This is a genomic window from Bacillus sonorensis NBRC 101234 = KCTC 13918 (assembly GCF_001592005.1).
Classification (GTDB): domain Bacteria; phylum Bacillota; class Bacilli; order Bacillales; family Bacillaceae; genus Bacillus; species Bacillus sonorensis.
The window spans coordinates 19,669-43,586 of record NZ_BCVZ01000020.1 but is presented as its reverse complement, the minus strand read 5'-3'; the positions used below and the strand labels follow the sequence as shown (position 1 = coordinate 43,586).

Sequence of the window (23,918 nt, the reverse complement as noted above, 5' to 3'; positions counted from 1 at the left end):
AACCCGAAGATAAAAAGGGAGGTAGGCCCCTTGCTGGATGTGAACAATTTTGAGTATATGAACATCGGTCTCGCTTCACCTGATAAAATCCGTTCATGGTCTTACGGAGAAGTGAAAAAGCCTGAAACAATCAACTATCGTACTTTGAAACCTGAAAAAGATGGTCTGTTCTGCGAGCGCATTTTCGGTCCTCAAAAGGACTGGGAATGCCATTGCGGAAAGTACAAGCGAGTTCGTTATAAAGGCGTAGTTTGCGACCGTTGTGGAGTTGAAGTAACCCGGGCTAAAGTCCGTCGTGAGAGAATGGGGCATATCGAACTGGCAGCCCCGGTTTCTCACATCTGGTATTTTAAAGGAATTCCAAGCCGTATGGGTCTTGTGCTGGATATGTCTCCGCGTGCATTGGAAGAAGTCATCTACTTTGCTTCTTATGTCGTAACAGATCCGGCAAACACGCCGCTTGAGAAAAAGCAGCTTCTTTCTGAAAAAGAATACCGTGCGTACCTTGATAAATACGGCAATAAATTTCAAGCTTCCATGGGGGCTGAAGCGATTCATAAGCTCCTTCAGGATATCGATCTTGATAAAGAAGTCGATATGCTCAAGGAAGAGCTGAAAACGTCACAGGGGCAGCGTCGTACACGTGCGATCAAGCGTCTTGAAGTGTTGGAAGCATTCCGTAATTCCGGAAATAAACCGTCTTGGATGATCCTTGATGTTCTTCCGGTTATTCCTCCTGAGCTGAGACCAATGGTACAGCTTGATGGCGGACGTTTTGCGACTTCCGACCTTAACGATTTGTACCGCCGCGTGATCAACCGTAACAATCGCTTGAAACGCCTGCTCGATCTTGGAGCCCCAAGCATCATCGTTCAAAACGAAAAGCGGATGCTTCAAGAAGCCGTTGACGCATTAATCGATAACGGACGCAGAGGCCGTCCGGTTACGGGTCCTGGAAACAGGCCGCTAAAATCCCTTTCCCACATGCTGAAAGGTAAACAAGGCCGTTTCCGTCAAAACCTTCTCGGTAAGCGTGTTGACTATTCAGGACGTTCGGTTATCGTCGTTGGTCCGAACCTGAAAATGTACCAATGCGGCCTTCCGAAAGAAATGGCTTTGGAACTGTTCAAGCCTTTCGTCATGAAAGAGCTTGTTGAAAAAGGTCTTGCTCATAACATTAAGAGTGCGAAGCGTAAAATTGAACGCGTTCAGCCTGAAGTTTGGGATGTTCTTGAGTCAGTTATCAAGGAGCACCCGGTTCTTCTCAACCGTGCACCTACGCTTCACAGACTCGGAATCCAGGCATTTGAGCCTACGCTTGTTGAAGGCCGTGCCATCCGTCTTCACCCGCTCGTATGTACGGCATACAACGCCGACTTTGACGGTGACCAAATGGCGGTTCACGTTCCTTTATCAGCAGAGGCGCAAGCTGAAGCGCGCATTCTCATGCTTGCTGCGCAAAACATCTTAAACCCTAAAGACGGAAAACCGGTTGTTACGCCGTCTCAGGACATGGTTCTTGGAAACTACTACCTCACGCTTGAACGGCCAGGCGCTGTCGGCGAAGGTATGATTTTCAAAGATACGGATGAAGCGCTGCTTGCATATCAAAACGGATATGTTCATCTGCATACAAGAGTGGCCGTTGCGGTCAACTCCTTGAAAAATGAAACATTCACGGAAGAACAGCGTTCCAAACTGCTGATCACAACAGTCGGTAAGCTGATCTTCAACGAAATTCTTCCGCCATCGTTCCCGTACATGAACGAACCGACGAAGAGCAACATCGAAGAAAAAACGCCTGACCGTTTCTTCGTGGATTACGGCGTCGATGTAAAAGAGGCAATCCGAAACCAAGAAATCAATGCGCCGTTCAAAAAAGGCATTTTGGGTAAAATCATTGCGGAGATCTTCAAAAGATTCCACATTACCGAAACGTCCAAAATGCTTGACCGCATGAAAAACCTCGGCTTTAAATATTCAACAAAAGCCGGAATTACGGTCGGTGTTTCTGATATCGTCGTTTTGGATGATAAGCAGGAAATTCTTGAAGAAGCACAAGGAAAAGTCGATAATGTCATGAAACAGTTCAGACGCGGTCTGATTACTGAAGAAGAGCGTTATGAACGCGTCATTTCCATCTGGAGCGCCGCTAAAGATACCATTCAAGGCAAGCTGATGAAATCCTTGGATGAAATCAACCCGATCTACATGATGAGTGACTCTGGAGCCCGGGGTAACGCGTCAAACTTTACACAGCTTGCAGGAATGCGCGGTCTGATGGCCAACCCGGCCGGACGGATTATCGAGCTTCCGATCAAATCAAGCTTCCGCGAAGGTTTAACAGTGTTGGAGTACTTTATCTCCACCCACGGTGCGCGTAAAGGTCTTGCCGACACAGCCCTGAAAACGGCTGACTCAGGTTACTTGACACGCCGTCTCGTAGACGTGGCTCAGGATGTCATCATTCGTGAGACAGATTGCGGTACTGACCGCGGTATTCTGGCGAAAGCCATCACTGAAGGCACTGAAGTGATCGAGCGTCTTGAAGAACGTCTCGTCGGCCGCTTTGCAAGAAAACCTGTGAAACATCCTGAAACGGGAGAAATCCTTGTTAAAGAAAATGAACTGATCGACGAAGACAAAGCGATCGAAATTGTCGAAGCAGGCATTGAAGAAGTGTGGATCCGCTCCGCATTTACATGTAATACGTCGCACGGAGTATGCAAACGATGCTACGGCCGCAACCTGGCGACTGGAACCGATGTTGAAGTCGGGGAAGCAGTCGGAATCATCGCCGCCCAGTCTATCGGTGAGCCGGGTACTCAGTTAACAATGCGTACCTTCCACACAGGCGGGGTTGCCGGAGACGATATTACACAAGGTTTGCCGCGTATTCAGGAATTGTTCGAAGCGCGTAATCCTAAAGGCCAGGCGACGATCTCCGAAATTGACGGTGTCGTAGCCGAAATCAATGAAGTGCGCGATAAGCAGCAGGAAATCGTCGTTCAGGGTGAAGTTGAAACCCGCTCCTACACGGCGCCTTACAACGCCCGCCTGAAAGTGGCAGAAGGCGATAAGATTTCCCGCGGTCAAGTCCTGACAGAAGGTTCGGTTGATCCGAAAGAGCTTCTGAAAGTAACGGACATCACAACCGTTCAGGAATATCTTCTGCATGAGGTGCAGAAGGTTTACCGCATGCAGGGTGTTGAAATCGGGGATAAACACGTCGAGGTTATGGTTCGCCAGATGCTTCGCAAAGTTCGTGTCATCGATGCCGGCGACACAGACGTGCTGCCTGGCACATTGCTCGACATTCACCAGTTTACTCAAGCAAACAAAAAAGTGCTGCTTGAAGGAAAACGACCTGCGACAGGCCGTCCGGTGCTTCTCGGTATCACAAAAGCATCACTTGAAACAGATTCCTTCCTGTCTGCCGCATCATTCCAGGAGACAACACGTGTCCTGACAGATGCAGCGATCAAAGGAAAACGAGATGAGCTTCTCGGTCTGAAAGAGAATGTCATTATCGGTAAGCTTGTTCCGGCTGGAACAGGTATGCTGAACTACCGTAAAGTGAAGCCGGTGCTGCAAGTCAAATCTTCCGAAGAAATGGTTCCGGCAGAATAGAGATAAAGAATCCTAAAGAAGGATGTCACTAAAAATTGTCATACTGTGTTGACATCCTTCTTTCAGGATGATAATATAACCAAGGTGCTCAATTTAAACCTGTTACTTTGGAGGATGTATAATGTCTTATGATAAAGTATCACAGGCTCAATCTATTATTATCGGTACGAAGCAAACAGTCAAAGCGCTCAAACGCAATTCTGTAAAGGAAGTTGTCGTCGCAAAAGACGCAGATCCTTGTCTGACGGCAGGTGTTATCAATCTGGCAAATAAACAAGGCATTCCCGTCTCAATGGCGGAGTCCATGAAAAAGCTCGGCAAAGCCTGCGGAATTGAAGTCGGTGCGGCAACTGTTGCCATTATTCAATAACGTACTCGCTGTTTTTGCTAATCTTGCAAAGACATTGTTTTTTGGTTTTAAATGAACCACCTGGGTATGTGGGTTATAAAACATGATGAAGGGAGGAAATACAACATGCCTACAATTAATCAATTAGTACGCAAGGGACGCGTGAACAAAGTAGAAACTTCTAAGTCTCCTGCACTTAACAAAGGATACAACAGCTTTAAGAAAGAGCACACTAACGTATCTTCACCACAAAAACGCGGGGTTTGTACTCGTGTTGGTACAATGACACCGAAGAAGCCGAACTCAGCGCTTCGTAAATATGCCCGTGTTCGCTTGACAAACGGAATCGAGGTTACTGCCTACATTCCTGGTATCGGGCACAACCTGCAAGAGCACAGTGTCGTATTGATCCGCGGCGGACGTGTTAAAGACTTACCGGGGGTACGCTACCACATCGTGCGTGGCGCACTTGATACTGCCGGAGTTGAAAACCGTGCACAAGGCCGTTCTAAATACGGTACAAAACGTCCTAAGAAAAAATAATTCAGTTTCATATAAATAAAAGGGTTTTTAAAAGCGGGGAATTCTGGCAAAGCTGTTAGGGTATCGGACTTCCGCGGGAAGCGGATGCTTCCGTGCTGTATCAGAAGCCGGAACAAATCCCTTTGCTTGCTTTAAGCCCGCAACAAGAGAAGGGAGGATAATCAGATGCCACGTAAAGGTCCTGTAGCAAAAAGAGACGTTTTACCTGATCCAATTTACAACTCTAAGCTGGTTACTCGTTTGATCAACAAAATGATGATCGACGGTAAAAAAGGTAAAGCTCAAACAATCCTATACAAGTCATTCGATATCATTAAAGAACGTACCGGCAACGATGCAATGGAGGTTTTCGAACAAGCCTTGAAAAACATCATGCCTGTACTTGAAGTTAAAGCACGCCGTGTAGGTGGTGCGAACTACCAAGTGCCTGTAGAGGTTCGTCCTGAACGTCGTACGACTCTTGGACTTCGCTGGTTAGTAAACTACGCTCGTCTTCGCGGTGAAAAAACGATGGAAGAGCGTCTAGCTAACGAAATTTTAGATGCGGCCAACAACACTGGTGCTGCTGTTAAGAAACGTGAAGATACTCATAAGATGGCTGAAGCGAACAAAGCGTTTGCTCACTATCGCTGGTAATCTTACGCGATAAAATATTATTTCCTAAGAAGGAAGGAGAAAGACCCAATGGCAAGAGAGTTCTCCTTAGAAAAAACTCGTAATATCGGGATCATGGCTCACATTGATGCCGGTAAAACGACTACAACTGAACGTATCTTGTTCTACACAGGCCGTATCCATAAAATTGGTGAAACTCATGAAGGGGCTTCCCAAATGGACTGGATGGAGCAGGAACAAGAACGCGGTATCACGATTACATCTGCTGCGACTACTGCACAATGGAAAGGACACCGCGTCAACATCATCGATACACCAGGACACGTAGACTTCACAGTTGAAGTTGAACGTTCCCTGCGCGTGCTTGATGGTGCCGTTGCTGTTCTTGACGCACAATCCGGCGTTGAGCCGCAAACTGAAACAGTTTGGCGTCAGGCAACTACTTACGGAGTACCCCGTATCGTATTCGTCAACAAAATGGACAAAACGGGTGCGGATTTCCTTTACTCTGTAGGTACTCTGAGAGACCGTCTTGAGGCAAACGCTCATGCGATCCAATTACCGATTGGAGCCGAAGACAACTTCGAAGGGATCATCGATCTTGTAGAAAACGTAGCATACTACTACGAAGATGATCTTGGAACACGCTCTGATGCGCGTGAAATCCCTGCCGAGTACAAAGACAAAGCTGAAGAGCTTCGCGCCAGCTTAATCGAAGCTGTTGCAGAGCTTGATGAAGAGCTTATGATGAAGTACTTGGAAGGAGAAGAAATCACAGTTGACGAGCTGAAAGCAGCGATCCGTAAAGGAACTTGTAACGTTGAATTCTATCCGGTTCTTTGTGGTTCAGCTTTCAAAAACAAAGGTGTTCAATTAGTGCTTGACGCAGTTCTTGACTACCTTCCAGCTCCAACTGACGTACCAGCAATCAAAGGTATTCTGCCTGATTCTGACGAAGAGGTTACGCGTGAGTCTTCTGACGACGCACCTTTCTCAGCATTGGCGTTTAAAGTTATGACTGACCCTTACGTTGGTAAACTGACGTTCTTCCGTGTGTACTCAGGAACGCTTGATTCAGGTTCATACGTAAGAAACTCAACAAAAGGCAAACGTGAGCGTGTCGGCCGTATTCTGCAAATGCACGCCAACAGCCGTGAAGAAATCTCTACTGTTTACGCAGGGGATATCGCAGCAGCTGTAGGTCTGAAGGATACAACAACAGGTGACACTCTATGTGACGAGAAAAACCTTGTTATCCTTGAATCAATGGAATTCCCTGAGCCTGTTATCCACGTTGCGATCGAGCCTAAATCTAAGGCTGACCAAGACAAAATGTCTACCGCACTGGCTAAACTGGCTGAAGAAGATCCAACATTCCGTGCGCATACAGACGCTGAAACAGGCCAAACGATCATCGGCGGTATGGGTGAGCTTCACCTTGATATCATCGTTGACCGTATGAAACGCGAATTTAAAGTAGAAGCCAACGTCGGTGCTCCTCAAGTTGCGTATCGTGAAACATTCCGTGCGAGCGCGCAAGTTGAAGGTAAATTCGTACGTCAGTCCGGTGGACGCGGACAATTCGGACACGTTTGGATCGAATTCTCTCCAAACGAAGAAGGAAAAGGCTTTGAATTCGAAAATGCAATCGTCGGCGGTGTCGTTCCACGTGAATACATCCCGGCTGTTCAGGCGGGGCTTGAAGATGCACTGCAAAACGGTGTTATCGCAGGCTACCCTGTCATCGACATCAAAGCAAAACTGTTTGATGGTTCTTACCACGATGTCGACTCTAACGAAATGGCGTTTAAAATCGCCGCTTCCATGGCGCTTAAAAACGCGGCAAGCAAGTGTAACCCGGTTATTCTTGAGCCGATCTCCAAAGTTGAAGTCGTTATCCCAGAAGAATACATGGGAGACATCATGGGAGACATTACATCACGCCGCGGTCGCGTAGAAGGTATGGAAGGACGCGGAAACGCTCAGGTCGTTCGCGCGATGGTTCCGCTTTCTGAAATGTTCGGTTACGCTACGGCGCTCCGTTCAAACACACAAGGACGCGGTACGTTCACAATGGTCTTTGACCACTACGAAGAAGTGCCTAAGAGCATCGCTGATGAGATCATCAAAAAAAATAAAGGCGAATAATTGATTTTGCCACTTCATTAAAGTATAACTACTATTGTAAGATGAGAAAGTGAAACTAAGCTTTCACTTTCTATCACTCTATATATTAAAAATAAACCCTTTTAAGGAGGATTTTCAGAATGGCTAAAGAAAAATTCGACCGTTCCAAATCACATGCCAACATCGGTACAATTGGACACGTTGACCATGGTAAAACTACATTAACTGCAGCTATCACAACTGTTCTATCTAAAACAGGTAAAGCGGAAGCACGTGCATACGATCAAATCGACGGTGCGCCGGAAGAGCGTGAGCGTGGAATCACAATCTCTACTGCACACGTTGAGTACGAAACTGACACTCGTCACTATGCACACGTTGACTGCCCAGGACACGCTGACTATGTTAAAAACATGATCACTGGTGCTGCGCAAATGGACGGAGCGATCCTGGTTGTTTCTGCAGCTGACGGTCCAATGCCGCAAACTCGTGAGCACATCCTTCTTTCTCGTAACGTAGGCGTGCCTTACATCGTTGTATTCCTTAACAAATGCGACATGGTAGACGACGAAGAGCTTCTTGAGCTAGTTGAAATGGAAGTTCGCGATCTTCTTTCTGAGTACGAATTCCCTGGTGACGATGTACCAGTTATCAAAGGTTCTGCTCTTAAAGCTCTTGAAGGAGACGCTCAATACGAAGAAAAAATTCTTGAACTGATGGCTGCTGTTGACGAGTACATCCCAACTCCAGAACGTGAAACTGACAAGCCGTTCATGATGCCGGTTGAGGACGTATTCTCAATCACTGGTCGTGGTACTGTTGCTACTGGTCGTGTAGAACGCGGTCAAGTTAAAGTCGGTGACGAAGTTGAAATCATCGGTCTTCAAGAAGAAAACAAGAAAACAACTGTTACAGGTGTTGAAATGTTCCGTAAGCTTCTTGACTATGCTGAAGCTGGAGACAACATCGGTGCACTTCTTCGCGGTGTATCCCGTGAAGAAATTCAACGCGGTCAAGTACTTGCTCAACCAGGTACAATCACTCCGCACAAAAAATTCAAAGCTGAAGTTTACGTTCTTTCTAAAGAAGAAGGTGGACGTCACACTCCATTCTTCTCTAACTACCGTCCGCAGTTCTACTTCCGTACAACTGACGTAACTGGTATCATTCAGCTTCCAGAAGGCGTAGAAATGGTTATGCCTGGAGACAACATCGAAATGAACGTTGAACTGATCTCAACGATCGCGATCGAAGACGGTACTCGCTTCTCTATCCGTGAAGGCGGACGTACTGTTGGATCAGGCGTTGTAACTTCTATCGTTGAATAATACTTATTTCAATAAAAAAACGGGATCCGCTTGGATCTCGTTTTTTTCTTATTCAGTCAGCGATTTTTCAAGATCAATATGCTTTCATGATGGGAGATATTTTCCGCTGATAAGTTCTTGATTACCGGAGGCTCAATCTGTATAATTAAAAAAGTGTGCAAATGCCGGTAATATTCAATATTACCTTGCAACATGCCTATAAATTTTGTATAATAGTGCATGTTGGTCTTTGACTGCGATGAAGTGAGAGGTTGCTGACACACCCGGCCGCTTTGCCATGGCAAGGTGATTCAGGTTTTTCTCACGGAGAATTGTCTAATGTAAGTAGGCGAAAAGGAGGGAAAATAATGGCAAAACAAAAAATTCGTATTCGTTTAAAAGCGTATGATCATAGAATCCTTGATCAATCCGCTGAGAAGATTGTTGAAACGGCAAAACGCTCCGGTGCCAGCGTATCTGGTCCGATTCCGTTGCCAACTGAAAAATCAGTTTACACAATCCTTCGTGCGGTGCACAAATACAAAGATTCTCGTGAGCAATTTGAAATGCGTACACATAAACGTTTAATCGACATTGTGAACCCAACCCCACAAACTGTCGATGCATTAATGCGATTAGATTTACCATCTGGTGTCGATATCGAAATTAAACTTTAATCTAAATATAGAATGATCTTAACAGGAGGTGTGACGAATGACCAAAGGAATCTTAGGAAGAAAAATTGGTATGACGCAAGTTTTCGCAGAAAACGGTGATCTTATTCCGGTAACTGTTGTTGAAGCTGCAGCTAACGTTGTACTTCAAAAGAAAACTGTTGAAAACGACGGCTATGAAGCGATTCAGATCGGTTTTGACGACAAGCGTGAAAAGCTTGCCAACAAGCCGGAAAAAGGCCACGTCGCAAAAGCGGAAACTGCACCTAAGCGCTTCGTTAAAGAATTACGCGGAGTGGATATGGATGCGTATGAAGTTGGTCAGGAAGTCAAAGTTGATATTTTCTCTAACGGAGAAATCGTAGATGTAACAGGAACATCAAAAGGTAAAGGTTTCCAAGGTGCGATCAAACGCCACGGACAATCTCGCGGACCTATGTCTCACGGTTCACGCTACCATCGTCGTCCTGGTTCAATGGGACCGGTAGACCCTAACCGTGTATTCAAAGGAAAGCTGTTGCCTGGACGTATGGGCGGAGAGCAAATCACTGTTCAAAACCTTGAAATCGTAAAAGTTGATGCTGAGCGCAATCTTCTTTTAATCAAAGGAAACGTTCCTGGTGCCAAAAAATCACTAGTCACTATTAAAAGTGCTGTTAAATCTAAATAATTCTCTTAGGAAAGGAGGAAATTGATCATGCCAAAAGTAGCATTATATAACCAAAACGGTTCTACTGCTGGTGAAATCGAATTGAACGACTCTGTATTTGGAATCGAGCCAAATGAGAGCGTGGTATTCGACGCTATTCTTATGCAAAGAGCTTCCTTGCGACAAGGAACTCACAAAGTCAAAAATCGTTCTGAAGTTAGTGGCGGAGGTCGCAAACCTTGGCGTCAAAAAGGCACTGGCCGTGCCCGTCAGGGATCTATCCGTTCACCACAATGGCGCGGAGGTGGTATCGTATTCGGTCCGACACCACGCAGCTATGCTTATAAATTACCGAAAAAAGTTCGCCGCTTGGCAATCAAATCAGCATTGTCTTCTAAAGTGAACGACAACAACCTGATCGTACTTGAAGATCTTACTCTTGATGCGGTTAAAACAAAAGAAATGGCAGCTGTCCTTAAAGGCCTGTCTATCGAAAAGAAAGCTTTAATCGTTACTGCAGACTCTAACGAAACAGTTGCACTATCTGCTCGCAACCTTCCTGGAGTTACTGTTGTTGAAGCTAACGGAATCAACGTACTTGATGTTGTCGGTCACGAGAAGCTTGTGATGACAAAAGCAGCGGTTGAAAAAGTAGAGGAGGTGCTTGCATAATGAAAGATCCTCGTGATGTTCTTAAGCGCCCCGTCATTACTGAACGTTCTGCTGATTTAATGGCTGAAAAGAAATATACGTTTGAAGTAGACGTTAAAGCTAATAAAACAGAAGTGAAAGACGCAGTTGAAGAAATCTTTGGAGTGAAGGTTGAAAAAGTCAACATTATGAACTACAAAGGGAAATTCAAACGTGTCGGCCGCTACTCTGGTATGACAAACCGTCGCAGAAAAGCAATTGTAAAACTTACTGCAGACAGCAAAGAAATCGAAATTTTTGAAGCTTAATCACTTGTAAAAAGAAGGAGGGAAATTCAAAATGGCGATTAAAAAGTACAAACCGACCTCTAACGGACGTCGCGGCATGACATCTTCAGATTTCGCAGAAATCACGACAGATCAGCCGGAAAAATCCTTGCTTGCCCCGCTTCACAAAAAAGGCGGACGCAACAACCAAGGTAAATTAACTGTACGTCATCAAGGCGGCGGACATAAACGCCAATACCGTATTATCGACTTCAAACGCGATAAAGATGGTATACCTGGACGCGTTGCTACAGTTGAGTACGATCCAAACCGTTCAGCGAACATTGCTCTAATTAACTATGTAGACGGAGAAAAACGCTACATTCTGGCTCCTAAAGGCCTTCAAGTAGGAACTGAAATTATGTCAGGTGCAGAAGCTGACATCAAAGTAGGTAATGCACTTCCACTTATCAACATCCCAGTTGGTACAGTTGTGCACAACATTGAATTGAAACCTGGAAAAGGCGGACAGCTGGTACGTTCAGCTGGTACATCTGCCCAAGTTCTTGGTAAAGAAGGTAAATACGTTCTTGTACGTCTTAACTCCGGTGAAGTTCGCATGATTCTTTCTGCTTGCCGCGCCACAATCGGCCAAGTGGGTAACGAACAGCACGAACTGATCAACATCGGTAAAGCCGGACGTTCTCGCTGGAAAGGCGTTCGCCCTACAGTTCGCGGTTCTGTTATGAACCCTAACGATCACCCGCACGGTGGTGGTGAAGGACGCGCTCCAATCGGACGTAAATCACCTATGTCTCCATGGGGTAAACCAACTCTCGGATTCAAAACGCGTAAGAAGAAGAACAAATCAGATAAATTCATCGTACGTCGTCGTAAAAATAAATAACGGGGTTGTCTACGGTTCTTATCGGACCGTAGTGCAATCACGAAGGGAGGTTCCAAAATGGCTCGCAGCTTAAAAAAAGGACCATTTGTCGATGATCATCTAATGACAAAAATCGAGAAATTAAATGAAACGGATAAGAAGCAAGTTGTGAAAACTTGGTCACGCCGTTCTACTATTTTCCCGCAATTTATCGGTCACACAATCGCAGTCTATGACGGACGCAAACATGTGCCTGTTTACATCTCTGAAGATATGGTAGGTCACAAGTTGGGTGAATTCGCACCAACTCGCACTTACAAAGGTCATGCTAGTGATGACAAAAAAACAAGACGCTAATGAGAGGAGGCTTTTAAATGCAACAAGCTAAAGCTGTCGCAAGAACAGTCCGTATTGCTCCTCGTAAGGCACGTCTAGTAATGGACCTGATTCGAGGCAAGCAAGTAGGTGAAGCAGTATCGATTTTAAATCACACGCCAAAAGCTGCTTCTCCGATTATTGAAAAAGTTTTAAAATCTGCTGTCGCTAACGCTGAGCACAACTATGAAATGGACGCAAACAACCTGGTTGTTACTCAAGCTTACGTGAACGAAGGCCCTACGTTAAAAAGATTCCGTCCACGTGCTATGGGACGTGCAAGCCAAATCAACAAACGTACGAGCCACATTACTATCGTTGTATCAGAAAAGAAGGAGGGATAACTCGTGGGTCAAAAGGTAAATCCAGTCGGTCTTCGTATTGGGGTTATACGTGATTGGGAATCTAAGTGGTACGCTGGCAAAGATTACGCTGACTTCCTTCACGAAGATCTAAAAATCCGTGAATTTATTAACCAACGCTTGTCTGACGCTTCTGTTTCCAAAGTGGAAATCGAACGTGCGGCAAACCGTGTAAACATTACGATCCACACAGCTAAGCCTGGTATGGTTATCGGTAAAGGCGGTTCTGAAGTCGAAGCGCTTCGCAAAGCCCTTAACAACCTTACTGGCAAGCGTGTTCACATTAACATTCTTGAAATCAAAAAAGCTGATCTTGATGCTCAGCTGGTTGCAGATAATATCGCTCGTCAATTGGAAAACCGTATTTCATTCCGTCGTGCGCAAAAGCAACAAATCCAACGCACAATGCGCGCTGGTGCACAAGGTGTGAAAACAATGGTATCCGGTCGTCTTGGCGGCGCAGATATCGCTCGCTCTGAATACTACAGTGAAGGAACTGTTCCATTGCACACATTGCGTGCAGACATTGACTATGCTACATCAGAAGCTGATACGACTTACGGTAAGCTTGGTGTAAAAGTCTGGATCTATCGTGGAGAGGTTCTTCCTACTAAGAAGAAAACTGAGGAAGGAGGAAAATAATATGTTAATGCCAAAACGCGTTAAATATCGCAGAGAGCATCGCGGAAAAATGCGCGGCCGTGCCAAAGGCGGCACTGAAGTGCATTTCGGTGAATACGGTATCCAGGCTCAAGAAGCTTCTTGGATTACAAACCGCCAAATCGAAGCTGCCCGTATTGCGATGACTCGTTACATGAAACGTGGCGGTAAAGTTTGGATCAAAATTTTCCCTTCTAAACCATACACAGCTAAGCCTCTAGAGGTTCGGATGGGTTCCGGTAAAGGTGCTCCAGAAGGATGGGTAGCTGTTGTAAAACCGGGCAAAGTTTTATTTGAAATTTCTGGTGTGTCTGAGGAAGTCGCTCGTGAAGCTCTTCGTCTTGCATCTCACAAATTGCCAATTAAAACGAAGTTCGTAAAACGTGAAGAAATTGGTGGTGAATCAAATGAAAGCTAATGAAATTCGTGACCTTACCACTGCTGAAATTGAACAAAAAGTAAAGTCTCTTAAAGAAGAACTTTTCAATCTTCGCTTTCAATTAGCGACAGGACAACTTGAAAACACTGCTCGCATCCGTGAAGTGCGCAAGTCAATCGCGCGCATGAAAACTGTGATTCGGGAAAGAGAAATTGCTGCCAACAAATAATACCGGAGGGAGGTTCTCTAAAACATGAGCGAACGCAATCAGCGCAAAGTTTACCAAGGACGTGTCGTTTCTGACAAAATGGATAAAACCATTACTGTTGTTGTTGAAACATACAAAAAACACCCGCTTTACGGTAAACGCGTAAAGTACTCTAAAAAATTCAAAGCACATGATGAAAATAATCAAGCTAAAATCGGAGACATCGTAAAGATCATGGAAACTCGTCCATTATCTGCGACTAAACGTTTTCGTCTAGTTGAGGTTGTCGAAGAAGCTGTTATTATCTAATAAAGTTCGGAAACCTTTTTCCGAAGGGAGGTAACAAATAATGATTCAACAAGAGACTCGTTTAAAAGTAGCTGACAACTCTGGTGCTCGTGAAGTATTAACGATCAAAGTTCTTGGCGGTTCCGGACGCAAGACAGCTAACATTGGTGATGTCATTGTTTGCACGGTTAAACAAGCAACACCAGGAGGCGTTGTCAAAAAAGGTGATGTCGTAAAAGCTGTTGTCGTTCGTTCAAAAAGCGGAGCACGCAGAAACGACGGATCTTACATCAAATTCGATGAGAATGCATGTGTTATCATCCGTGATGACAAAAGCCCGCGCGGAACTCGTATCTTCGGACCTGTAGCACGTGAACTTCGTGACAACAACTTTATGAAAATTGTTTCTCTAGCTCCAGAAGTACTTTAATGATATCAATGCCGGACTTTAAGGAGGTGCGATCAGGATGCATGTTAAAAAAGGCGATAAAGTAATGGTTATCTCTGGTAAAGATAAAGGGAAACAAGGAGTGATCCTTGCTGCATTCCCTAAGAAAGACCGTGTAATTGTCGAGGGTGTCAACATTGTTAAGAAACACTCAAAGCCTACTCAGGCAAACCCTCAAGGCGGAATCTTGAACCAAGAGGCGCCAATTCATGTGTCAAACGTAATGCCGCTCGATCCTAAAACAGGTGAAGTGACTCGCGTAGGATACAAAGTAGAAAATGGCAAAAAAGTTCGTATTGCAAAAAAATCTGGGCAAGTTCTAGATAACTAGTAATAAAGGAAGGGAGGTCTATCTCATGAACCGCCTTAAAGAAAAGTACAATAAAGAAATTTCACCTGCATTAATGAAAAAGTTTAACTACAAATCTGTGATGCAAGTGCCTAAAATCGAAAAAATCGTAATCAACATGGGTGTTGGTGACGCTGTTCAAAACGCTAAAGCAATCGATAGCGCTGTTGAAGAACTAACGTTTATCGCAGGTCAGAAACCTGTCGTTACTCGTGCGAAGAAATCTATTGCTGGATTCCGTCTTCGTGAAGGAATGCCGATCGGTGCGAAAGTAACTCTTCGCGGAGAGCGCATGTATGATTTCCTTGATAAACTGATTTCTGTTTCTTTACCGCGTGTACGTGACTTCCGCGGAATCTCCAAAAAATCTTTTGACGGACGCGGAAACTACACATTAGGAATTAAAGAACAGCTGATCTTCCCTGAAATTGACTATGATAAGGTAACTAAAGTTCGCGGTATGGACATCGTTATTGTAACGACTGCCAATACAGATGAAGAAGCACGTGAACTATTAACTCAATTAGGTATGCCATTCCAGAAATAATCAATGAAAGGGAGGCGAAATCGTGGCTAAAAAGTCAATGATTGCGAAGCAAAAACGTACACCGAAGTTTAAAGTACAAGAGTACACTCGCTGCGAACGCTGCGGACGTCCACACTCTGTTATTCGTAAATTTAAGCTTTGCCGTATTTGTTTCCGTGAACTTGCATATAAAGGACAAATTCCTGGCGTTAAAAAAGCCAGCTGGTAATCCCCGTTTATGGGAAGGAGGTTATTAAATAATGGTTATGACAGATCCGATTGCAGATATGCTGACTCGTATTCGTAATGCAAACATGGTACGTCATGAGAAGCTTGAAATTCCTGCTTCTAAATTGAAAAGAGAAATCGCTGAAATCTTGAAAAGAGAAGGTTTCATCCGTGACGTAGAATACATTGAAGACAACAAACAAGGCATCATCCGTGTTTTCTTGAAATACGGACAAAACAACGAACGTGTCATCACTGGTCTTAAAAGAATCAGCAAACCTGGTCTGCGCGTTTACGCTAAGTCAAACGAAGTGCCTCGCGTACTTAACGGACTCGGAATCGCAATTCTTTCTACATCACATGGAGTGTTGACAGATAAAGAAGCCCGCGCTAAACAAGCTGGCGGAGAAGTATTAGCATACGTTTGGTAAGAAAGTTTAACATGAATGGAGGTGCTTGGTATGTCTCGTGTAGGTAAGAAGCTACTTGAGATTCCTTCAGGCGTTACAGTTGCGTTGAACGACAACACTGTAACCGTGAAAGGACCAAAAGGAGAATTAACTCGTACGTTTCATCCTGATATGAACATCAAAATTGAGGACAATGTACTGACTGTAGAACGTCCTTCTGATAATAAAGAACATCGCGCGCTGCATGGTACGACCCGCAGCATCATCGGAAACATGGTTGAAGGTGTATCCAAAGGCTTTGAAAGAGGTTTGGAATTAGTCGGTGTCGGTTACCGTGCTTCTAAATCCGGAAACAAACTTGTTTTAAACGTTGGATACTCACATCCTGTAGAAATCGTTCCTGAAAACGGAATTGAAATCGAAGTTCCATCTCAAACAAAAATAGTCGTAAAAGGTACAGATAAAGAGCGCGTTGGAGCTACTGCTGCCAACATCCGTGCTGTACGTTCTCCAGAGCCTTACAAAGGTAAAGGGATCCGCTATGAAGGAGAAATGGTTCGTCGTAAAGAAGGTAAATCTGCTAAGTAAAACCGCTTAAAGTGAGAAAGGAGTGACCCAGATGATTACGAAAACAAGCAAGAATGCTGCACGTCTTAAAAGACACGCTCGTGTTCGTGCGAAGCTTTCAGGAACGCCTGAGAGACCTCGTCTAAATGTTTTCCGTTCAAACAAACATATTTACGCGCAAGTGATCGATGACGTGAACGGTGTTACACTTGTGAGTGCATCTACTCTTGATAAAGACTTTAACGCCGAGAACAGCGGCGATACGTCTGCGGCTGCAAAAGTTGGAGAGCTTGTTGCAAAACGCGCTTCTGAGAAAGGTATTACCAATGTCGTATTTGACCGCGGCGGATACCTTTACCATGGACGTGTAAAAGCTTTGGCTGACGCTGCACGCGAAGCTGGATTGGAATTTTAATAAAAGAAGGAGGGACATATGAATATGCGTCGTATTGACCCAAGCAAATTAGAGTTAGAAGAACGCTTAGTTACCGTTAACCGCGTAGCGAAAGTTGTTAAAGGTGGTCGTCGTTTCCGTTTCGCAGCTCTAGTCGTTGTCGGTGACAAAAACGGTCACGTCGGATTCGGAACTGGTAAAGCACAAGAAGTGCCGGAAGCGATCCGCAAAGCTGTTGAAGATGCGAAAAAGAATTTGATCGAAGTACCAATGGTTGGAACTACAATTCCACACGAAATCATCGGACGTTTCGGTGCAGGAAACATCTTGTTAAAACCTGCTGCTGAAGGTACGGGAGTTATCGCTGGAGGCCCAGTACGTGCGGTGCTTGAGCTTGCCGGTGTATCTGATATCCTTTCTAAATCTTTAGGTTCTAACACACCGATCAACATGATCCGTGCAACAATTCAAGGATTAAGCGAACTGAAACGCGCTGAAGATGTTGCGAAGCTTCGTGGAAAATCTGTAGAAGAACTGTTAGGATAAGGAGGGAACATTAATGGCTAAATTAGAAATTACCCTCAAACGCAGTGTAATCGGTCGCCCGGAAGATCAGCGCATCACTGTGAGAACGCTTGGTTTAAAGAAAACAAACCAAACAGTCGTTCACGAAGATAACGCTGCTATCCGCGGCATGATTAACAAAGTATCTCATTTAGTTTCTGTAAAAGAACAATAAAAATAAATGATAGGCTAAGGAGGTGTCCTAATGAAACTTCATGAATTAAAGCCCGCAGAAGGTTCACGCAAAACGCGCAACCGCGTAGGTCGTGGTATTGGTTCAGGTAACGGTAAAACAGCTGGTAAAGGTCATAAAGGTCAAAACGCTCGTTCTGGCGGCGGTGTACGTCCTGGATTCGAGGGTGGACAAATGCCTTTATTCCAACGTCTTCCTAAACGCGGTTTTACAAACATCAACCGCAAGGAATTCGCCGTGATCAACCTAGACAAACTCAACAGCTTTGCAGAAGGGACGGAAGTTACTCCTGAACTTCTTCTGGAAACAGGTGTAATCAGCAAGTTGAAATCTGGAGTGAAAATTCTTGGCGACGGTAAATTAGAAAAAAAATTAACTGTTAAAGCCAATAAATTCTCCGCTTCTGCTAAACAAGCAATTGAGGCTGCTGGCGGTACAGCTGAGGTGATCTAACTTGTTTAAGACAATCTCCAATTTTATGCGTGTGAAGGATATTCGGAATAAGATTATCTTCACTCTTTTAATGCTTATCGTCTTTCGTCTCGGTTCATTCATTCCTGTGCCGAATGTAAATACAGATGTCCTGAAGGCACAGGATCAAATGAGCGTATTTGGGATCCTAAACACATTTGGCGGCGGTGCATTATACAACTTCTCCATTCTTGCGATGGGGATCATGCCGTACATCACCGCTTCAATCATCATTCAGCTTCTGCAGATGGATGTTGTTCCGAAGTTTACGGAATGGTCGAAGCAAGGGGAAGTTGGTCGCCGAAAATTAGCTCAGTTCACAAGGTACTTCACAATCGTTCTTGGATTTATCCAGGCTTTAGGTATGTCTTACGGGTTTAATAACATGGCCGGCGGCGCGTTAATCAGTGACCCGGGAGTCGGCACCTATTTGACCATTGCGATTGTTCTGACTGCTGGAACTGCTTTTTTAATGTGGCTGGGTGAACAAATTACGTCCCATGGAGTAGGCAACGGAATTTCCATCATCATCTTTGCTGGGATCGTTGCCGGCATTCCGCAGACGATCAATCAGATCTACGTTCAGCAGTTTGAAGATGCTGGAGATCAGCTGTTCATGCAAATCTTAAAGGTTGTCATTATATTGCTTGCGATTTTGGCGATTGTCGTTGGCGTTATTTTTATCCAACAGGCAGTTAGAAAAATCTCAATTCAATATGCGAAAGGTTCAGGCCGTTCACCTGCTCCCGGCGGTCAGTCTACACATCTGCCGCTGAAGGTCAATCCGGCGGGTGTCATTCCAGTCATCTTTGCTGTTTCGTTTATCATTACGCCGCGGACTGTGGCATCATTCTTTGGCTCCAATGATGTAACGAACTGGATTCAAAAAACGTTTGATTACACGCATCCGGTCGGAATGGCAATCTATGCAGCATTGATTATTGCCTTTACCTATTTCTATGCATTTGTCCAGGTGAACCCTGAACAAATGGCCGATAATCTTAAAAAACAAGGTGGCTATATTCCGGGAGTTCGTCCAGGAAAAATGACTCAGGATAGAATTACGAGCATTTTGTATCGACTTACATTTGTCGGCTCCATATTTTTGGCCGTGATTGCCATTCTTCCTGTCTTGTTCGTTAATATTGCTGGGCTGCCTTCTTCTGCACAAATTGGCGGAACAAGTTTGCTGATCGTGATCGGTGTAGCACTCGAAACAATGAAGCAGCTTGAAAGCCAGCTGGTGAAACGAAACTATCGTGGATTTATGAAGCACTAGAGGAAATGGGATGGGCCCATTCCCTCTTAAAATAGAGAGGACGGGGAATCCAAAATGAACTTAGTCTTAATGGGACTGCCTGGAGCCGGTAAAGGAACACAGGCTGAACGGATTGTTGACGATTTTGGGATACCTCATATCTCAACAGGAGACATGTTCCGCGCTGCGATGAAAGAAGAAACGGATCTGGGACTTGAAGCCAAATCATACATTGATAAAGGCGAGCTTGTTCCTGATGAAGTGACGATTGGTATTGTCAGGGAGAGACTTGGCAAGAATGATTGTGACCGGGGTTTTCTTCTGGACGGATTTCCGAGAACAGTCGCACAAGCTGAAGCACTTGAGGAAATTCTTAAAGGACTAGGCAAGTCGATTGATCATGTCATCAATATTCAAGTCGATAAAGATGCATTGATGGAACGTCTTACCGGACGCAGAATCTGCAAAAATTGCGGTGCAACATATCATTTAGTCTTTAATCCGCCTGCAAAAGAAAATGTATGCGATAAGTGTGGAGGAGAACTTTATCAGCGCGCAGATGATAATGAAGCTACCGTTTCCACACGGCTTGAGGTTAACTTGAAGCAAACTCAGCCTTTACTCGATTTTTATGCGGATAAAGGATATCTCGTAAACATTGACGGGCAACAGCACATCAATGAAGTTTACGCTGATATAAGAAAGCTTCTCGGAGGCCTGGACAAATGATTATTTGTAAAACTCCCCGAGAAATCGAAATCATGCGTGAAGCGGGCCGGATTGTTGCTTTAACTCACCAGGAGCTGAAAAAGCACATTAAACCCGGCATCTCGACAAAAGAATTGGATCAAATTGCCGAACGTTTTATTACGAAGCAGGGTGCAATCCCATCTTTTAAAGGGTATAATGGTTTTCGCGGGAGCATTTGCGTTTCGGTCAACGAAGAACTGGTTCACGGTATTCCGGGCAGCCGGGTGCTTCGTGACGGAGACATCATCAGCATCGATATCGGTGCGAAGCTAAACGGTTATCATGGTGACTCTGCATGGACTTATCCAGTAGGAACGATCAGCGATGATGATCAAAAGCTGCTGGACGTGACAGAGGAATCTTTATATAGGGGCTTGCAGGAAGCAAAACCGGGTGAACGTTTGTCGAATATTTCCCACGCAATACAAACGTATGTCGAAAGCGAACATTTTTCAGTTGTTAGGGAATATGTCGGACACGGGGTCGGTCAGGATCTGCATGAGGATCCGCAAATTCCTCACTACGGTCCGCCGAACAAAGGCCCGCGGTTAAAGCCTGGCATGGTCTTGGCCATTGAACCGATGGTCAACGCAGGCAGCCGGTATGTCAAAACACTGGCTGATAACTGGACGGTTGTTACTGTGGACGGGAAAAAGTGTGCTCATTTTGAACACACGATTGCGATTACGGAGACAGGTTTTGATATACTGACAAAAGCCTAGGTGAATGAGATGAGTCGGAAAACGCCTGAAATTGGACAGTTCGTTCGTATTATACGAGGTCGCGAATTGGACCAATACGCAATTGTCATTGGAATATTCGATCATCATCATGTGCTGGTAGCAGACGGAGAAAAGCGTAAATTTCATTCTCCTAAGAAAAAGAATATCAATCATTTAACCTTTTATGATTGCGTATCTCCGGAAGTTCAGAACAGTATAAACGAAACTGGGCGTGTGACAAATGGAAAATTGAGATTTTCTCTATTGAAATTTGTCAGAGAGCAAGTTACTGATTTGAAGAAGGGAGAACACTTGAATGGCGAAAGACGATGTAATTGAAGTGGAAGGTACTGTAGTCGAAACGCTGCCAAACGCAATGTTCAAAGTTGAACTTGAAAATGGCCACACGGTTTTGGCTCATGTATCCGGTAAGATCCGCATGCACTTCATTCGCATTTTACCTGGAGACAAAGTTACGGTAGAATTATCTCCATATGACTTAACTCGTGGTAGAATTACGTACCGTTACAAATAAAGCACTCCGGAAATTGAAGGAGGTTGGAAACACATGAAAGTGAGACCATCAGTTAAACCGATCTGTGAAAAATGCAAGGTCATTCGCAGAAAAGGAAAAGTAATGGTGATCTGTGAAAATCCAAAGCATAAACAAAAACAAGGATAATTTTTAAGGAGGTGCGAGAGAGATGGCTCGTATTGCTGGTGTAGATATCCCACGTGACAAGCGTGTTGTTATTTCATTAACATACATCTTTGGAATCGGCCGTACAACGGCTCAGCAAGTGTTAAAAGAAGCTGGTGTTTCTGAAGACACTCGCGTTCGTGATTTAACTGAAGAGGAACTTGGTAAAATCCGTGACGTAATCGACAAATTGAAAGTTGAAGGTGACCTTCGCCGTGAAGTGTCTCTTAACATCAAACGTCTGATCGAAATCGGAAGCTACCGCGGAATTCGTCATCGTCGCGGATTGCCTGTTCGCGGTCAAAATACTAAAAATAACGCGCGTACTCGTAAAGGTCCGCGTCGTACTGTAGCTAACAAGAAAAAATAAGCAAGGGAGGTAATTAATCAATGGCTGCTGCTCGTAAATCAAACACGCGTAAACGTCGCGTGAAAAAGAATATTGAATCTGGAATCGCTCATATTCGTTCAACTTTCAACAACACGATTGTTACAATCACTGATGTTCATGGCAATGCTATTTCTTGGTCAAGTGCCGGAGCTCTAGGATTTAAAGGTTCTCGTAAATCCACTCCGTTCGCTGCACAAATGGCTGCTGAAACAGCTGCTAAAGGTTCTATCGAACATGGACTTAAAACTCTTGAAGTTACTGTTAAAGGACCAGGTTCTGGCCGTGAAGCTGCAATCCGTGCGCTGCAAGCTGCCGGACTTGAAGTAACAGCGATCAGAGACGTAACACCTGTTCCTCATAACGGATGCCGTCCGCCAAAACGTCGCCGCGTGTAATTTGTTTGTATAGATTTTGTGTCCCTGTCAATAATGGGTTATGATACAGTTAATTTATAAAACGAATGCACACTCGTTGCCTGAGCACATACGGGACTAAACAATGGGGAATTTCGGATAGAATCAGAGAAGTTCTTTCCGGGGTTTCGACGTTTTGAAGGAGGGTTTTATGAAATGATCGAGATTGAAAAACCAAAAATCGAAACGGTTGAAATCAGCGACGATGCCAAGTATGGTAAATTTGTCGTAGAGCCACTTGAGCGTGGATATGGTACAACTTTGGGTAACTCCTTACGTCGTATCCTTTTATCCTCACTCCCTGGTGCCGCTGTAACATCGATCCAGATAGATGGTGTACTGCATGAATTTTCGACGATCGAAGGCGTTGTTGAAGATGTTACAACGATTATCTTAAACATTAAAAAACTTGCACTGAAAATCTACTCTGAAGAAGAGAAGACGCTTGAGATTGATGTTCAGGGTGAAGGAGTTGTAACGGCTGCTGATATTACCCACGACAGTGATGTTGAGATTTTGAATCCTGATCTTCACATTGCGACTCTTGGCCAAAACGCGAGTTTCCGAGTTCGCTTAACCGCTCAAAGAGGTCGCGGGTACAACCCAGCTGACGCGAATAAAAGAGACGATCAGCCGATTGGCGTCATCCCGATTGATTCCATCTATACACCTGTTTCTCGTGTATCTTATCAAGTTGAGAATACTCGTGTGGGTCAGATTACAAACTATGACAAACTTACGCTTGACGTATGGACAGATGGAAGCACTGGACCAAAAGAAGCGATTGCGCTTGGTTCAAAGATTTTGACTGAACACCTTAATATTTTTGTCGGTTTGACCGACGAAGCCCAGCATGCTGAAATCATGGTTGAAAAAGAAGAAGATCAGAAAGAAAAAGTTCTGGAAATGACAATTGAAGAGCTTGATCTTTCCGTTCGTTCTTACAACTGTTTGAAACGTGCGGGCATTAATACGGTTCAAGAGCTTGCGAACAAGACTGAAGAAGATATGATGAAAGTCCGCAACCTGGGTCGCAAGTCACTCGAAGAAGTGAAAGCGAAACTTGAAGAGCTTGGACTTGGCCTTCGCAAAGACGATTGACTAGTTTCAATGTGAACTAGGATTTTCGTGTGTTTTTTATTTCAGATAGAGTATTTCAATAAAGGAGGGGACACTACATGTCATACAGAAAACTAGGACGCACTAGTGCACAGCGTAAAGCAATGCTGCGTGATCTTACAACAGACTTGATCATCAACGAAAGAATCGAAACAACAGAAGCTCGTGCTAAAGAACTTCGCTCTGTTGTAGAAAAAATGATTACACTTGGCAAGCGCGGAGATTTACACGCACGCCGCCAAGCAGCTGCATACATCCGCAATGAGGTAGCGGACGCAGAGAAAAACCAAGATGCACTTCAAAAGCTTTTCTCTGATGTAGCACCTCGCTATGAAGAGCGCCAAGGCGGATACACACGCATTATGAAGCTTGGTCCTCGCCGTGGTGACGGAGCACCAATGGCTATCATCGAATTGGTTTAATCACATATATTGTGTGTCTAAAGA

At 44.6% G+C, this 23,918-nt stretch carries 37 protein-coding genes; all 37 read left to right on the top strand.

Annotated features, from left to right (window positions below; all coding sequences use genetic code 11):
* The first annotated feature begins 30 nt into the window (after window positions 1-30).
* Window positions 31-3,630, top strand: coding sequence for a DNA-directed RNA polymerase subunit beta' (gene rpoC, locus BTR1S_RS17905; RefSeq protein ID WP_006640311.1), 3,600 nt, complete (start codon window positions 31-33; stop codon window positions 3,628-3,630).
* A gap of 121 nt (window positions 3,631-3,751) precedes the next feature.
* Entirely contained in the window at window positions 3,752-4,000 is a 249-nt protein-coding gene (locus BTR1S_RS17900; RefSeq protein WP_006640312.1) for a 50S ribosomal protein L7ae-like protein, read from the top strand.
* Between the two features lie 105 nt (window positions 4,001-4,105).
* The gene (gene rpsL, locus BTR1S_RS17895; protein WP_006640313.1) at window positions 4,106-4,522 is read left to right on the top strand and encodes a 30S ribosomal protein S12; all 417 of its coding nucleotides are present in this window, start codon (window positions 4,106-4,108) and stop codon (window positions 4,520-4,522) included.
* A 165-nt stretch (window positions 4,523-4,687) separates the two neighbouring features.
* Window positions 4,688-5,158 carry a 30S ribosomal protein S7 gene (gene rpsG, locus BTR1S_RS17890; RefSeq protein WP_006640314.1) on the top strand — a complete coding sequence of 157 codons (471 nt, stop codon included), beginning with the start codon at window positions 4,688-4,690 and terminating at the stop codon, window positions 5,156-5,158.
* A gap of 48 nt (window positions 5,159-5,206) precedes the next feature.
* The gene (gene fusA / locus BTR1S_RS17885; RefSeq protein WP_006640315.1) at window positions 5,207-7,285 is read left to right on the top strand and encodes an elongation factor G; all 2,079 of its coding nucleotides are present in this window, start codon (window positions 5,207-5,209) and stop codon (window positions 7,283-7,285) included.
* A gap of 119 nt (window positions 7,286-7,404) precedes the next feature.
* Window positions 7,405-8,592, top strand: coding sequence for an elongation factor Tu (gene tuf, locus BTR1S_RS17880; RefSeq protein ID WP_006640316.1), 1,188 nt, complete (start codon window positions 7,405-7,407; stop codon window positions 8,590-8,592).
* 347 nt (window positions 8,593-8,939) lie between these two features.
* Window positions 8,940-9,248, top strand: a complete 309-nt coding sequence (gene rpsJ / locus BTR1S_RS17875; RefSeq protein WP_003156464.1) for a 30S ribosomal protein S10 — start codon at window positions 8,940-8,942, stop codon at window positions 9,246-9,248.
* Between the two features lie 37 nt (window positions 9,249-9,285).
* Window positions 9,286-9,915, top strand: a complete 630-nt coding sequence (gene rplC / locus BTR1S_RS17870; RefSeq protein ID WP_006640317.1) for a 50S ribosomal protein L3 — start codon at window positions 9,286-9,288, stop codon at window positions 9,913-9,915.
* Between the two features lie 27 nt (window positions 9,916-9,942).
* Window positions 9,943-10,566, top strand: coding sequence for a 50S ribosomal protein L4 (gene rplD, locus BTR1S_RS17865; protein WP_006640318.1), 624 nt, complete (start codon window positions 9,943-9,945; stop codon window positions 10,564-10,566).
* Window positions 10,566-10,853, top strand: a complete 288-nt coding sequence (gene rplW / locus BTR1S_RS17860) for a 50S ribosomal protein L23 (RefSeq protein WP_006640319.1) — start codon at window positions 10,566-10,568, stop codon at window positions 10,851-10,853. Before rplD ends, rplW begins: the two co-directional genes overlap by 1 nt.
* 31 nt (window positions 10,854-10,884) lie before the next feature.
* Window positions 10,885-11,718 carry a 50S ribosomal protein L2 gene (gene rplB / locus BTR1S_RS17855; protein WP_029418439.1) on the top strand — a complete coding sequence of 278 codons (834 nt, stop codon included), beginning with the start codon at window positions 10,885-10,887 and terminating at the stop codon, window positions 11,716-11,718.
* A 57-nt stretch (window positions 11,719-11,775) separates the two neighbouring features.
* Window positions 11,776-12,054, top strand: coding sequence for a 30S ribosomal protein S19 (gene rpsS / locus BTR1S_RS17850; RefSeq protein ID WP_006640321.1), 279 nt, complete (start codon window positions 11,776-11,778; stop codon window positions 12,052-12,054).
* A gap of 17 nt (window positions 12,055-12,071) precedes the next feature.
* Window positions 12,072-12,416: a 50S ribosomal protein L22 gene (gene rplV / locus BTR1S_RS17845; RefSeq protein WP_006640322.1), complete on the top strand. Its 345-nt coding sequence runs from the start codon at window positions 12,072-12,074 to the stop codon at window positions 12,414-12,416.
* A gap of 3 nt (window positions 12,417-12,419) precedes the next feature.
* On the top strand, window positions 12,420-13,076 hold the full coding sequence (gene rpsC / locus BTR1S_RS17840) for a 30S ribosomal protein S3 (RefSeq protein WP_006640323.1): 657 nt from the start codon (window positions 12,420-12,422) through the stop codon (window positions 13,074-13,076).
* Window position 13,077: 1 nt separating this feature from the next.
* Complete coding sequence (gene rplP, locus BTR1S_RS17835) at window positions 13,078-13,512, top strand: 50S ribosomal protein L16 (protein WP_006640324.1); 435 nt, start codon at window positions 13,078-13,080, stop codon at window positions 13,510-13,512.
* The gene (rpmC, locus tag BTR1S_RS17830) at window positions 13,502-13,702 is read left to right on the top strand and encodes a 50S ribosomal protein L29 (protein ID WP_003178343.1); all 201 of its coding nucleotides are present in this window, start codon (window positions 13,502-13,504) and stop codon (window positions 13,700-13,702) included. Before rplP ends, rpmC begins: the two co-directional genes overlap by 11 nt.
* A gap of 24 nt (window positions 13,703-13,726) precedes the next feature.
* The gene (gene rpsQ, locus BTR1S_RS17825) at window positions 13,727-13,990 is read left to right on the top strand and encodes a 30S ribosomal protein S17 (RefSeq protein WP_006640325.1); all 264 of its coding nucleotides are present in this window, start codon (window positions 13,727-13,729) and stop codon (window positions 13,988-13,990) included.
* A gap of 40 nt (window positions 13,991-14,030) precedes the next feature.
* Window positions 14,031-14,399: a 50S ribosomal protein L14 gene (rplN, locus tag BTR1S_RS17820; protein ID WP_006640326.1), complete on the top strand. Its 369-nt coding sequence runs from the start codon at window positions 14,031-14,033 to the stop codon at window positions 14,397-14,399.
* 37 nt (window positions 14,400-14,436) lie between these two features.
* Complete coding sequence (rplX, locus tag BTR1S_RS17815) at window positions 14,437-14,748, top strand: 50S ribosomal protein L24 (protein WP_006640327.1); 312 nt, start codon at window positions 14,437-14,439, stop codon at window positions 14,746-14,748.
* Between the two features lie 25 nt (window positions 14,749-14,773).
* Entirely contained in the window at window positions 14,774-15,313 is a 540-nt protein-coding gene (gene rplE, locus BTR1S_RS17810) for a 50S ribosomal protein L5 (protein ID WP_006640328.1), read from the top strand.
* 22 nt (window positions 15,314-15,335) lie between these two features.
* Complete coding sequence (rpsN, locus tag BTR1S_RS17805) at window positions 15,336-15,521, top strand: 30S ribosomal protein S14 (protein ID WP_003178353.1); 186 nt, start codon at window positions 15,336-15,338, stop codon at window positions 15,519-15,521.
* 31 nt (window positions 15,522-15,552) lie between these two features.
* Window positions 15,553-15,951 (top strand): 30S ribosomal protein S8, encoded by a 399-nt coding sequence (gene rpsH / locus BTR1S_RS17800; protein WP_006640329.1) that lies wholly within the window; start codon window positions 15,553-15,555, stop codon window positions 15,949-15,951.
* 30 nt (window positions 15,952-15,981) lie between these two features.
* On the top strand, window positions 15,982-16,518 hold the full coding sequence (gene rplF, locus BTR1S_RS17795) for a 50S ribosomal protein L6 (protein WP_006640330.1): 537 nt from the start codon (window positions 15,982-15,984) through the stop codon (window positions 16,516-16,518).
* A gap of 31 nt (window positions 16,519-16,549) precedes the next feature.
* Entirely contained in the window at window positions 16,550-16,912 is a 363-nt protein-coding gene (gene rplR, locus BTR1S_RS17790) for a 50S ribosomal protein L18 (protein WP_006640331.1), read from the top strand.
* Between the two features lie 24 nt (window positions 16,913-16,936).
* Entirely contained in the window at window positions 16,937-17,437 is a 501-nt protein-coding gene (gene rpsE / locus BTR1S_RS17785; protein WP_006640332.1) for a 30S ribosomal protein S5, read from the top strand.
* A 13-nt stretch (window positions 17,438-17,450) separates the two neighbouring features.
* A complete protein-coding gene (gene rpmD, locus BTR1S_RS17780; RefSeq protein WP_006640333.1) occupies window positions 17,451-17,630 on the top strand; it encodes a 50S ribosomal protein L30 in 180 nt (59 codons plus the stop codon).
* A gap of 30 nt (window positions 17,631-17,660) precedes the next feature.
* Window positions 17,661-18,101, top strand: a complete 441-nt coding sequence (rplO, locus tag BTR1S_RS17775; protein ID WP_029418438.1) for a 50S ribosomal protein L15 — start codon at window positions 17,661-17,663, stop codon at window positions 18,099-18,101.
* 1 nt (window position 18,102) lies between these two features.
* Complete coding sequence (gene secY / locus BTR1S_RS17770) at window positions 18,103-19,398, top strand: preprotein translocase subunit SecY (RefSeq protein WP_006640334.1); 1,296 nt, start codon at window positions 18,103-18,105, stop codon at window positions 19,396-19,398.
* A gap of 54 nt (window positions 19,399-19,452) precedes the next feature.
* On the top strand, window positions 19,453-20,106 hold the full coding sequence (locus BTR1S_RS17765) for an adenylate kinase (RefSeq protein WP_006640335.1): 654 nt from the start codon (window positions 19,453-19,455) through the stop codon (window positions 20,104-20,106).
* Complete coding sequence (map, locus tag BTR1S_RS17760; protein WP_006640336.1) at window positions 20,103-20,849, top strand: type I methionyl aminopeptidase; 747 nt, start codon at window positions 20,103-20,105, stop codon at window positions 20,847-20,849. Before BTR1S_RS17765 ends, map begins: the two co-directional genes overlap by 4 nt.
* Before the next feature lie 9 nt (window positions 20,850-20,858).
* Window positions 20,859-21,188, top strand: a complete 330-nt coding sequence (locus BTR1S_RS23410; RefSeq protein ID WP_006640337.1) for a KOW domain-containing RNA-binding protein — start codon at window positions 20,859-20,861, stop codon at window positions 21,186-21,188.
* On the top strand, window positions 21,166-21,384 hold the full coding sequence (gene infA / locus BTR1S_RS17750) for a translation initiation factor IF-1 (protein WP_003178377.1): 219 nt from the start codon (window positions 21,166-21,168) through the stop codon (window positions 21,382-21,384). The genes BTR1S_RS23410 and infA overlap by 23 nt, the downstream gene beginning before the upstream one ends.
* Window positions 21,385-21,417: 33 nt before the next feature.
* Entirely contained in the window at window positions 21,418-21,531 is a 114-nt protein-coding gene (rpmJ, locus tag BTR1S_RS17745) for a 50S ribosomal protein L36 (RefSeq protein WP_003156543.1), read from the top strand.
* A gap of 22 nt (window positions 21,532-21,553) precedes the next feature.
* Window positions 21,554-21,919: a 30S ribosomal protein S13 gene (gene rpsM, locus BTR1S_RS17740; RefSeq protein WP_006640338.1), complete on the top strand. Its 366-nt coding sequence runs from the start codon at window positions 21,554-21,556 to the stop codon at window positions 21,917-21,919.
* A gap of 20 nt (window positions 21,920-21,939) precedes the next feature.
* A complete protein-coding gene (gene rpsK / locus BTR1S_RS17735; protein WP_006640339.1) occupies window positions 21,940-22,335 on the top strand; it encodes a 30S ribosomal protein S11 in 396 nt (131 codons plus the stop codon).
* A gap of 174 nt (window positions 22,336-22,509) precedes the next feature.
* Complete coding sequence (locus tag BTR1S_RS17730; RefSeq protein WP_006640340.1) at window positions 22,510-23,454, top strand: DNA-directed RNA polymerase subunit alpha; 945 nt, start codon at window positions 22,510-22,512, stop codon at window positions 23,452-23,454.
* Between the two features lie 77 nt (window positions 23,455-23,531).
* Window positions 23,532-23,894 carry a 50S ribosomal protein L17 gene (gene rplQ, locus BTR1S_RS17725; RefSeq protein WP_003178384.1) on the top strand — a complete coding sequence of 121 codons (363 nt, stop codon included), beginning with the start codon at window positions 23,532-23,534 and terminating at the stop codon, window positions 23,892-23,894.
* The last annotated feature ends 24 nt before the right edge of the window (window positions 23,895-23,918 follow it).

Bases quoted from the DNA above. Each gene is read 5' to 3' on its own strand.
- rpmC (WP_003178343.1), top strand. From the start codon at position 13,502: ATGAAAGCTAATGAAATTCGTGACCTTACCACTGCTGAAATTGAACAA.
- rplX (WP_006640327.1), top strand. From the start codon at position 14,437: ATGCATGTTAAAAAAGGCGATAAAGTAATGGTTATCTCTGGTAAAGAT.
- rpsG (WP_006640314.1), top strand. From the start codon at position 4,688: ATGCCACGTAAAGGTCCTGTAGCAAAAAGAGACGTTTTACCTGATCCA.
- BTR1S_RS17900 (WP_006640312.1), top strand. From the start codon at position 3,752: ATGTCTTATGATAAAGTATCACAGGCTCAATCTATTATTATCGGTACG.
- BTR1S_RS23410 (WP_006640337.1), top strand. From the start codon at position 20,859: ATGAGTCGGAAAACGCCTGAAATTGGACAGTTCGTTCGTATTATACGA.
- rpsE (WP_006640332.1), top strand. From the start codon at position 16,937: ATGCGTCGTATTGACCCAAGCAAATTAGAGTTAGAAGAACGCTTAGTT.
- infA (WP_003178377.1), top strand. From the start codon at position 21,166: ATGGCGAAAGACGATGTAATTGAAGTGGAAGGTACTGTAGTCGAAACG.
- map (WP_006640336.1), top strand. From the start codon at position 20,103: ATGATTATTTGTAAAACTCCCCGAGAAATCGAAATCATGCGTGAAGCG.
- rpsM (WP_006640338.1), top strand. From the start codon at position 21,554: ATGGCTCGTATTGCTGGTGTAGATATCCCACGTGACAAGCGTGTTGTT.
- BTR1S_RS17765 (WP_006640335.1), top strand. From the start codon at position 19,453: ATGAACTTAGTCTTAATGGGACTGCCTGGAGCCGGTAAAGGAACACAG.
- rplF (WP_006640330.1), top strand. From the start codon at position 15,982: ATGTCTCGTGTAGGTAAGAAGCTACTTGAGATTCCTTCAGGCGTTACA.
- rplC (WP_006640317.1), top strand. From the start codon at position 9,286: ATGACCAAAGGAATCTTAGGAAGAAAAATTGGTATGACGCAAGTTTTC.
- rplN (WP_006640326.1), top strand. From the start codon at position 14,031: ATGATTCAACAAGAGACTCGTTTAAAAGTAGCTGACAACTCTGGTGCT.
- rpmJ (WP_003156543.1), top strand. From the start codon at position 21,418: ATGAAAGTGAGACCATCAGTTAAACCGATCTGTGAAAAATGCAAGGTC.
- rplQ (WP_003178384.1), top strand. From the start codon at position 23,532: ATGTCATACAGAAAACTAGGACGCACTAGTGCACAGCGTAAAGCAATG.
- rplR (WP_006640331.1), top strand. From the start codon at position 16,550: ATGATTACGAAAACAAGCAAGAATGCTGCACGTCTTAAAAGACACGCT.
- rpsH (WP_006640329.1), top strand. From the start codon at position 15,553: ATGGTTATGACAGATCCGATTGCAGATATGCTGACTCGTATTCGTAAT.
- rplW (WP_006640319.1), top strand. From the start codon at position 10,566: ATGAAAGATCCTCGTGATGTTCTTAAGCGCCCCGTCATTACTGAACGT.
- rplV (WP_006640322.1), top strand. From the start codon at position 12,072: ATGCAACAAGCTAAAGCTGTCGCAAGAACAGTCCGTATTGCTCCTCGT.
- rpsL (WP_006640313.1), top strand. From the start codon at position 4,106: ATGCCTACAATTAATCAATTAGTACGCAAGGGACGCGTGAACAAAGTA.
- tuf (WP_006640316.1), top strand. From the start codon at position 7,405: ATGGCTAAAGAAAAATTCGACCGTTCCAAATCACATGCCAACATCGGT.
- BTR1S_RS17730 (WP_006640340.1), top strand. From the start codon at position 22,510: ATGATCGAGATTGAAAAACCAAAAATCGAAACGGTTGAAATCAGCGAC.
- fusA (WP_006640315.1), top strand. From the start codon at position 5,207: ATGGCAAGAGAGTTCTCCTTAGAAAAAACTCGTAATATCGGGATCATG.
- rplP (WP_006640324.1), top strand. From the start codon at position 13,078: ATGTTAATGCCAAAACGCGTTAAATATCGCAGAGAGCATCGCGGAAAA.
- rpsJ (WP_003156464.1), top strand. From the start codon at position 8,940: ATGGCAAAACAAAAAATTCGTATTCGTTTAAAAGCGTATGATCATAGA.
- rpsK (WP_006640339.1), top strand. From the start codon at position 21,940: ATGGCTGCTGCTCGTAAATCAAACACGCGTAAACGTCGCGTGAAAAAG.
- rplB (WP_029418439.1), top strand. From the start codon at position 10,885: ATGGCGATTAAAAAGTACAAACCGACCTCTAACGGACGTCGCGGCATG.
- rplE (WP_006640328.1), top strand. From the start codon at position 14,774: ATGAACCGCCTTAAAGAAAAGTACAATAAAGAAATTTCACCTGCATTA.
- rpsQ (WP_006640325.1), top strand. From the start codon at position 13,727: ATGAGCGAACGCAATCAGCGCAAAGTTTACCAAGGACGTGTCGTTTCT.
- rplO (WP_029418438.1), top strand. From the start codon at position 17,661: ATGAAACTTCATGAATTAAAGCCCGCAGAAGGTTCACGCAAAACGCGC.
- rplD (WP_006640318.1), top strand. From the start codon at position 9,943: ATGCCAAAAGTAGCATTATATAACCAAAACGGTTCTACTGCTGGTGAA.
- rpsS (WP_006640321.1), top strand. From the start codon at position 11,776: ATGGCTCGCAGCTTAAAAAAAGGACCATTTGTCGATGATCATCTAATG.
- rpmD (WP_006640333.1), top strand. From the start codon at position 17,451: ATGGCTAAATTAGAAATTACCCTCAAACGCAGTGTAATCGGTCGCCCG.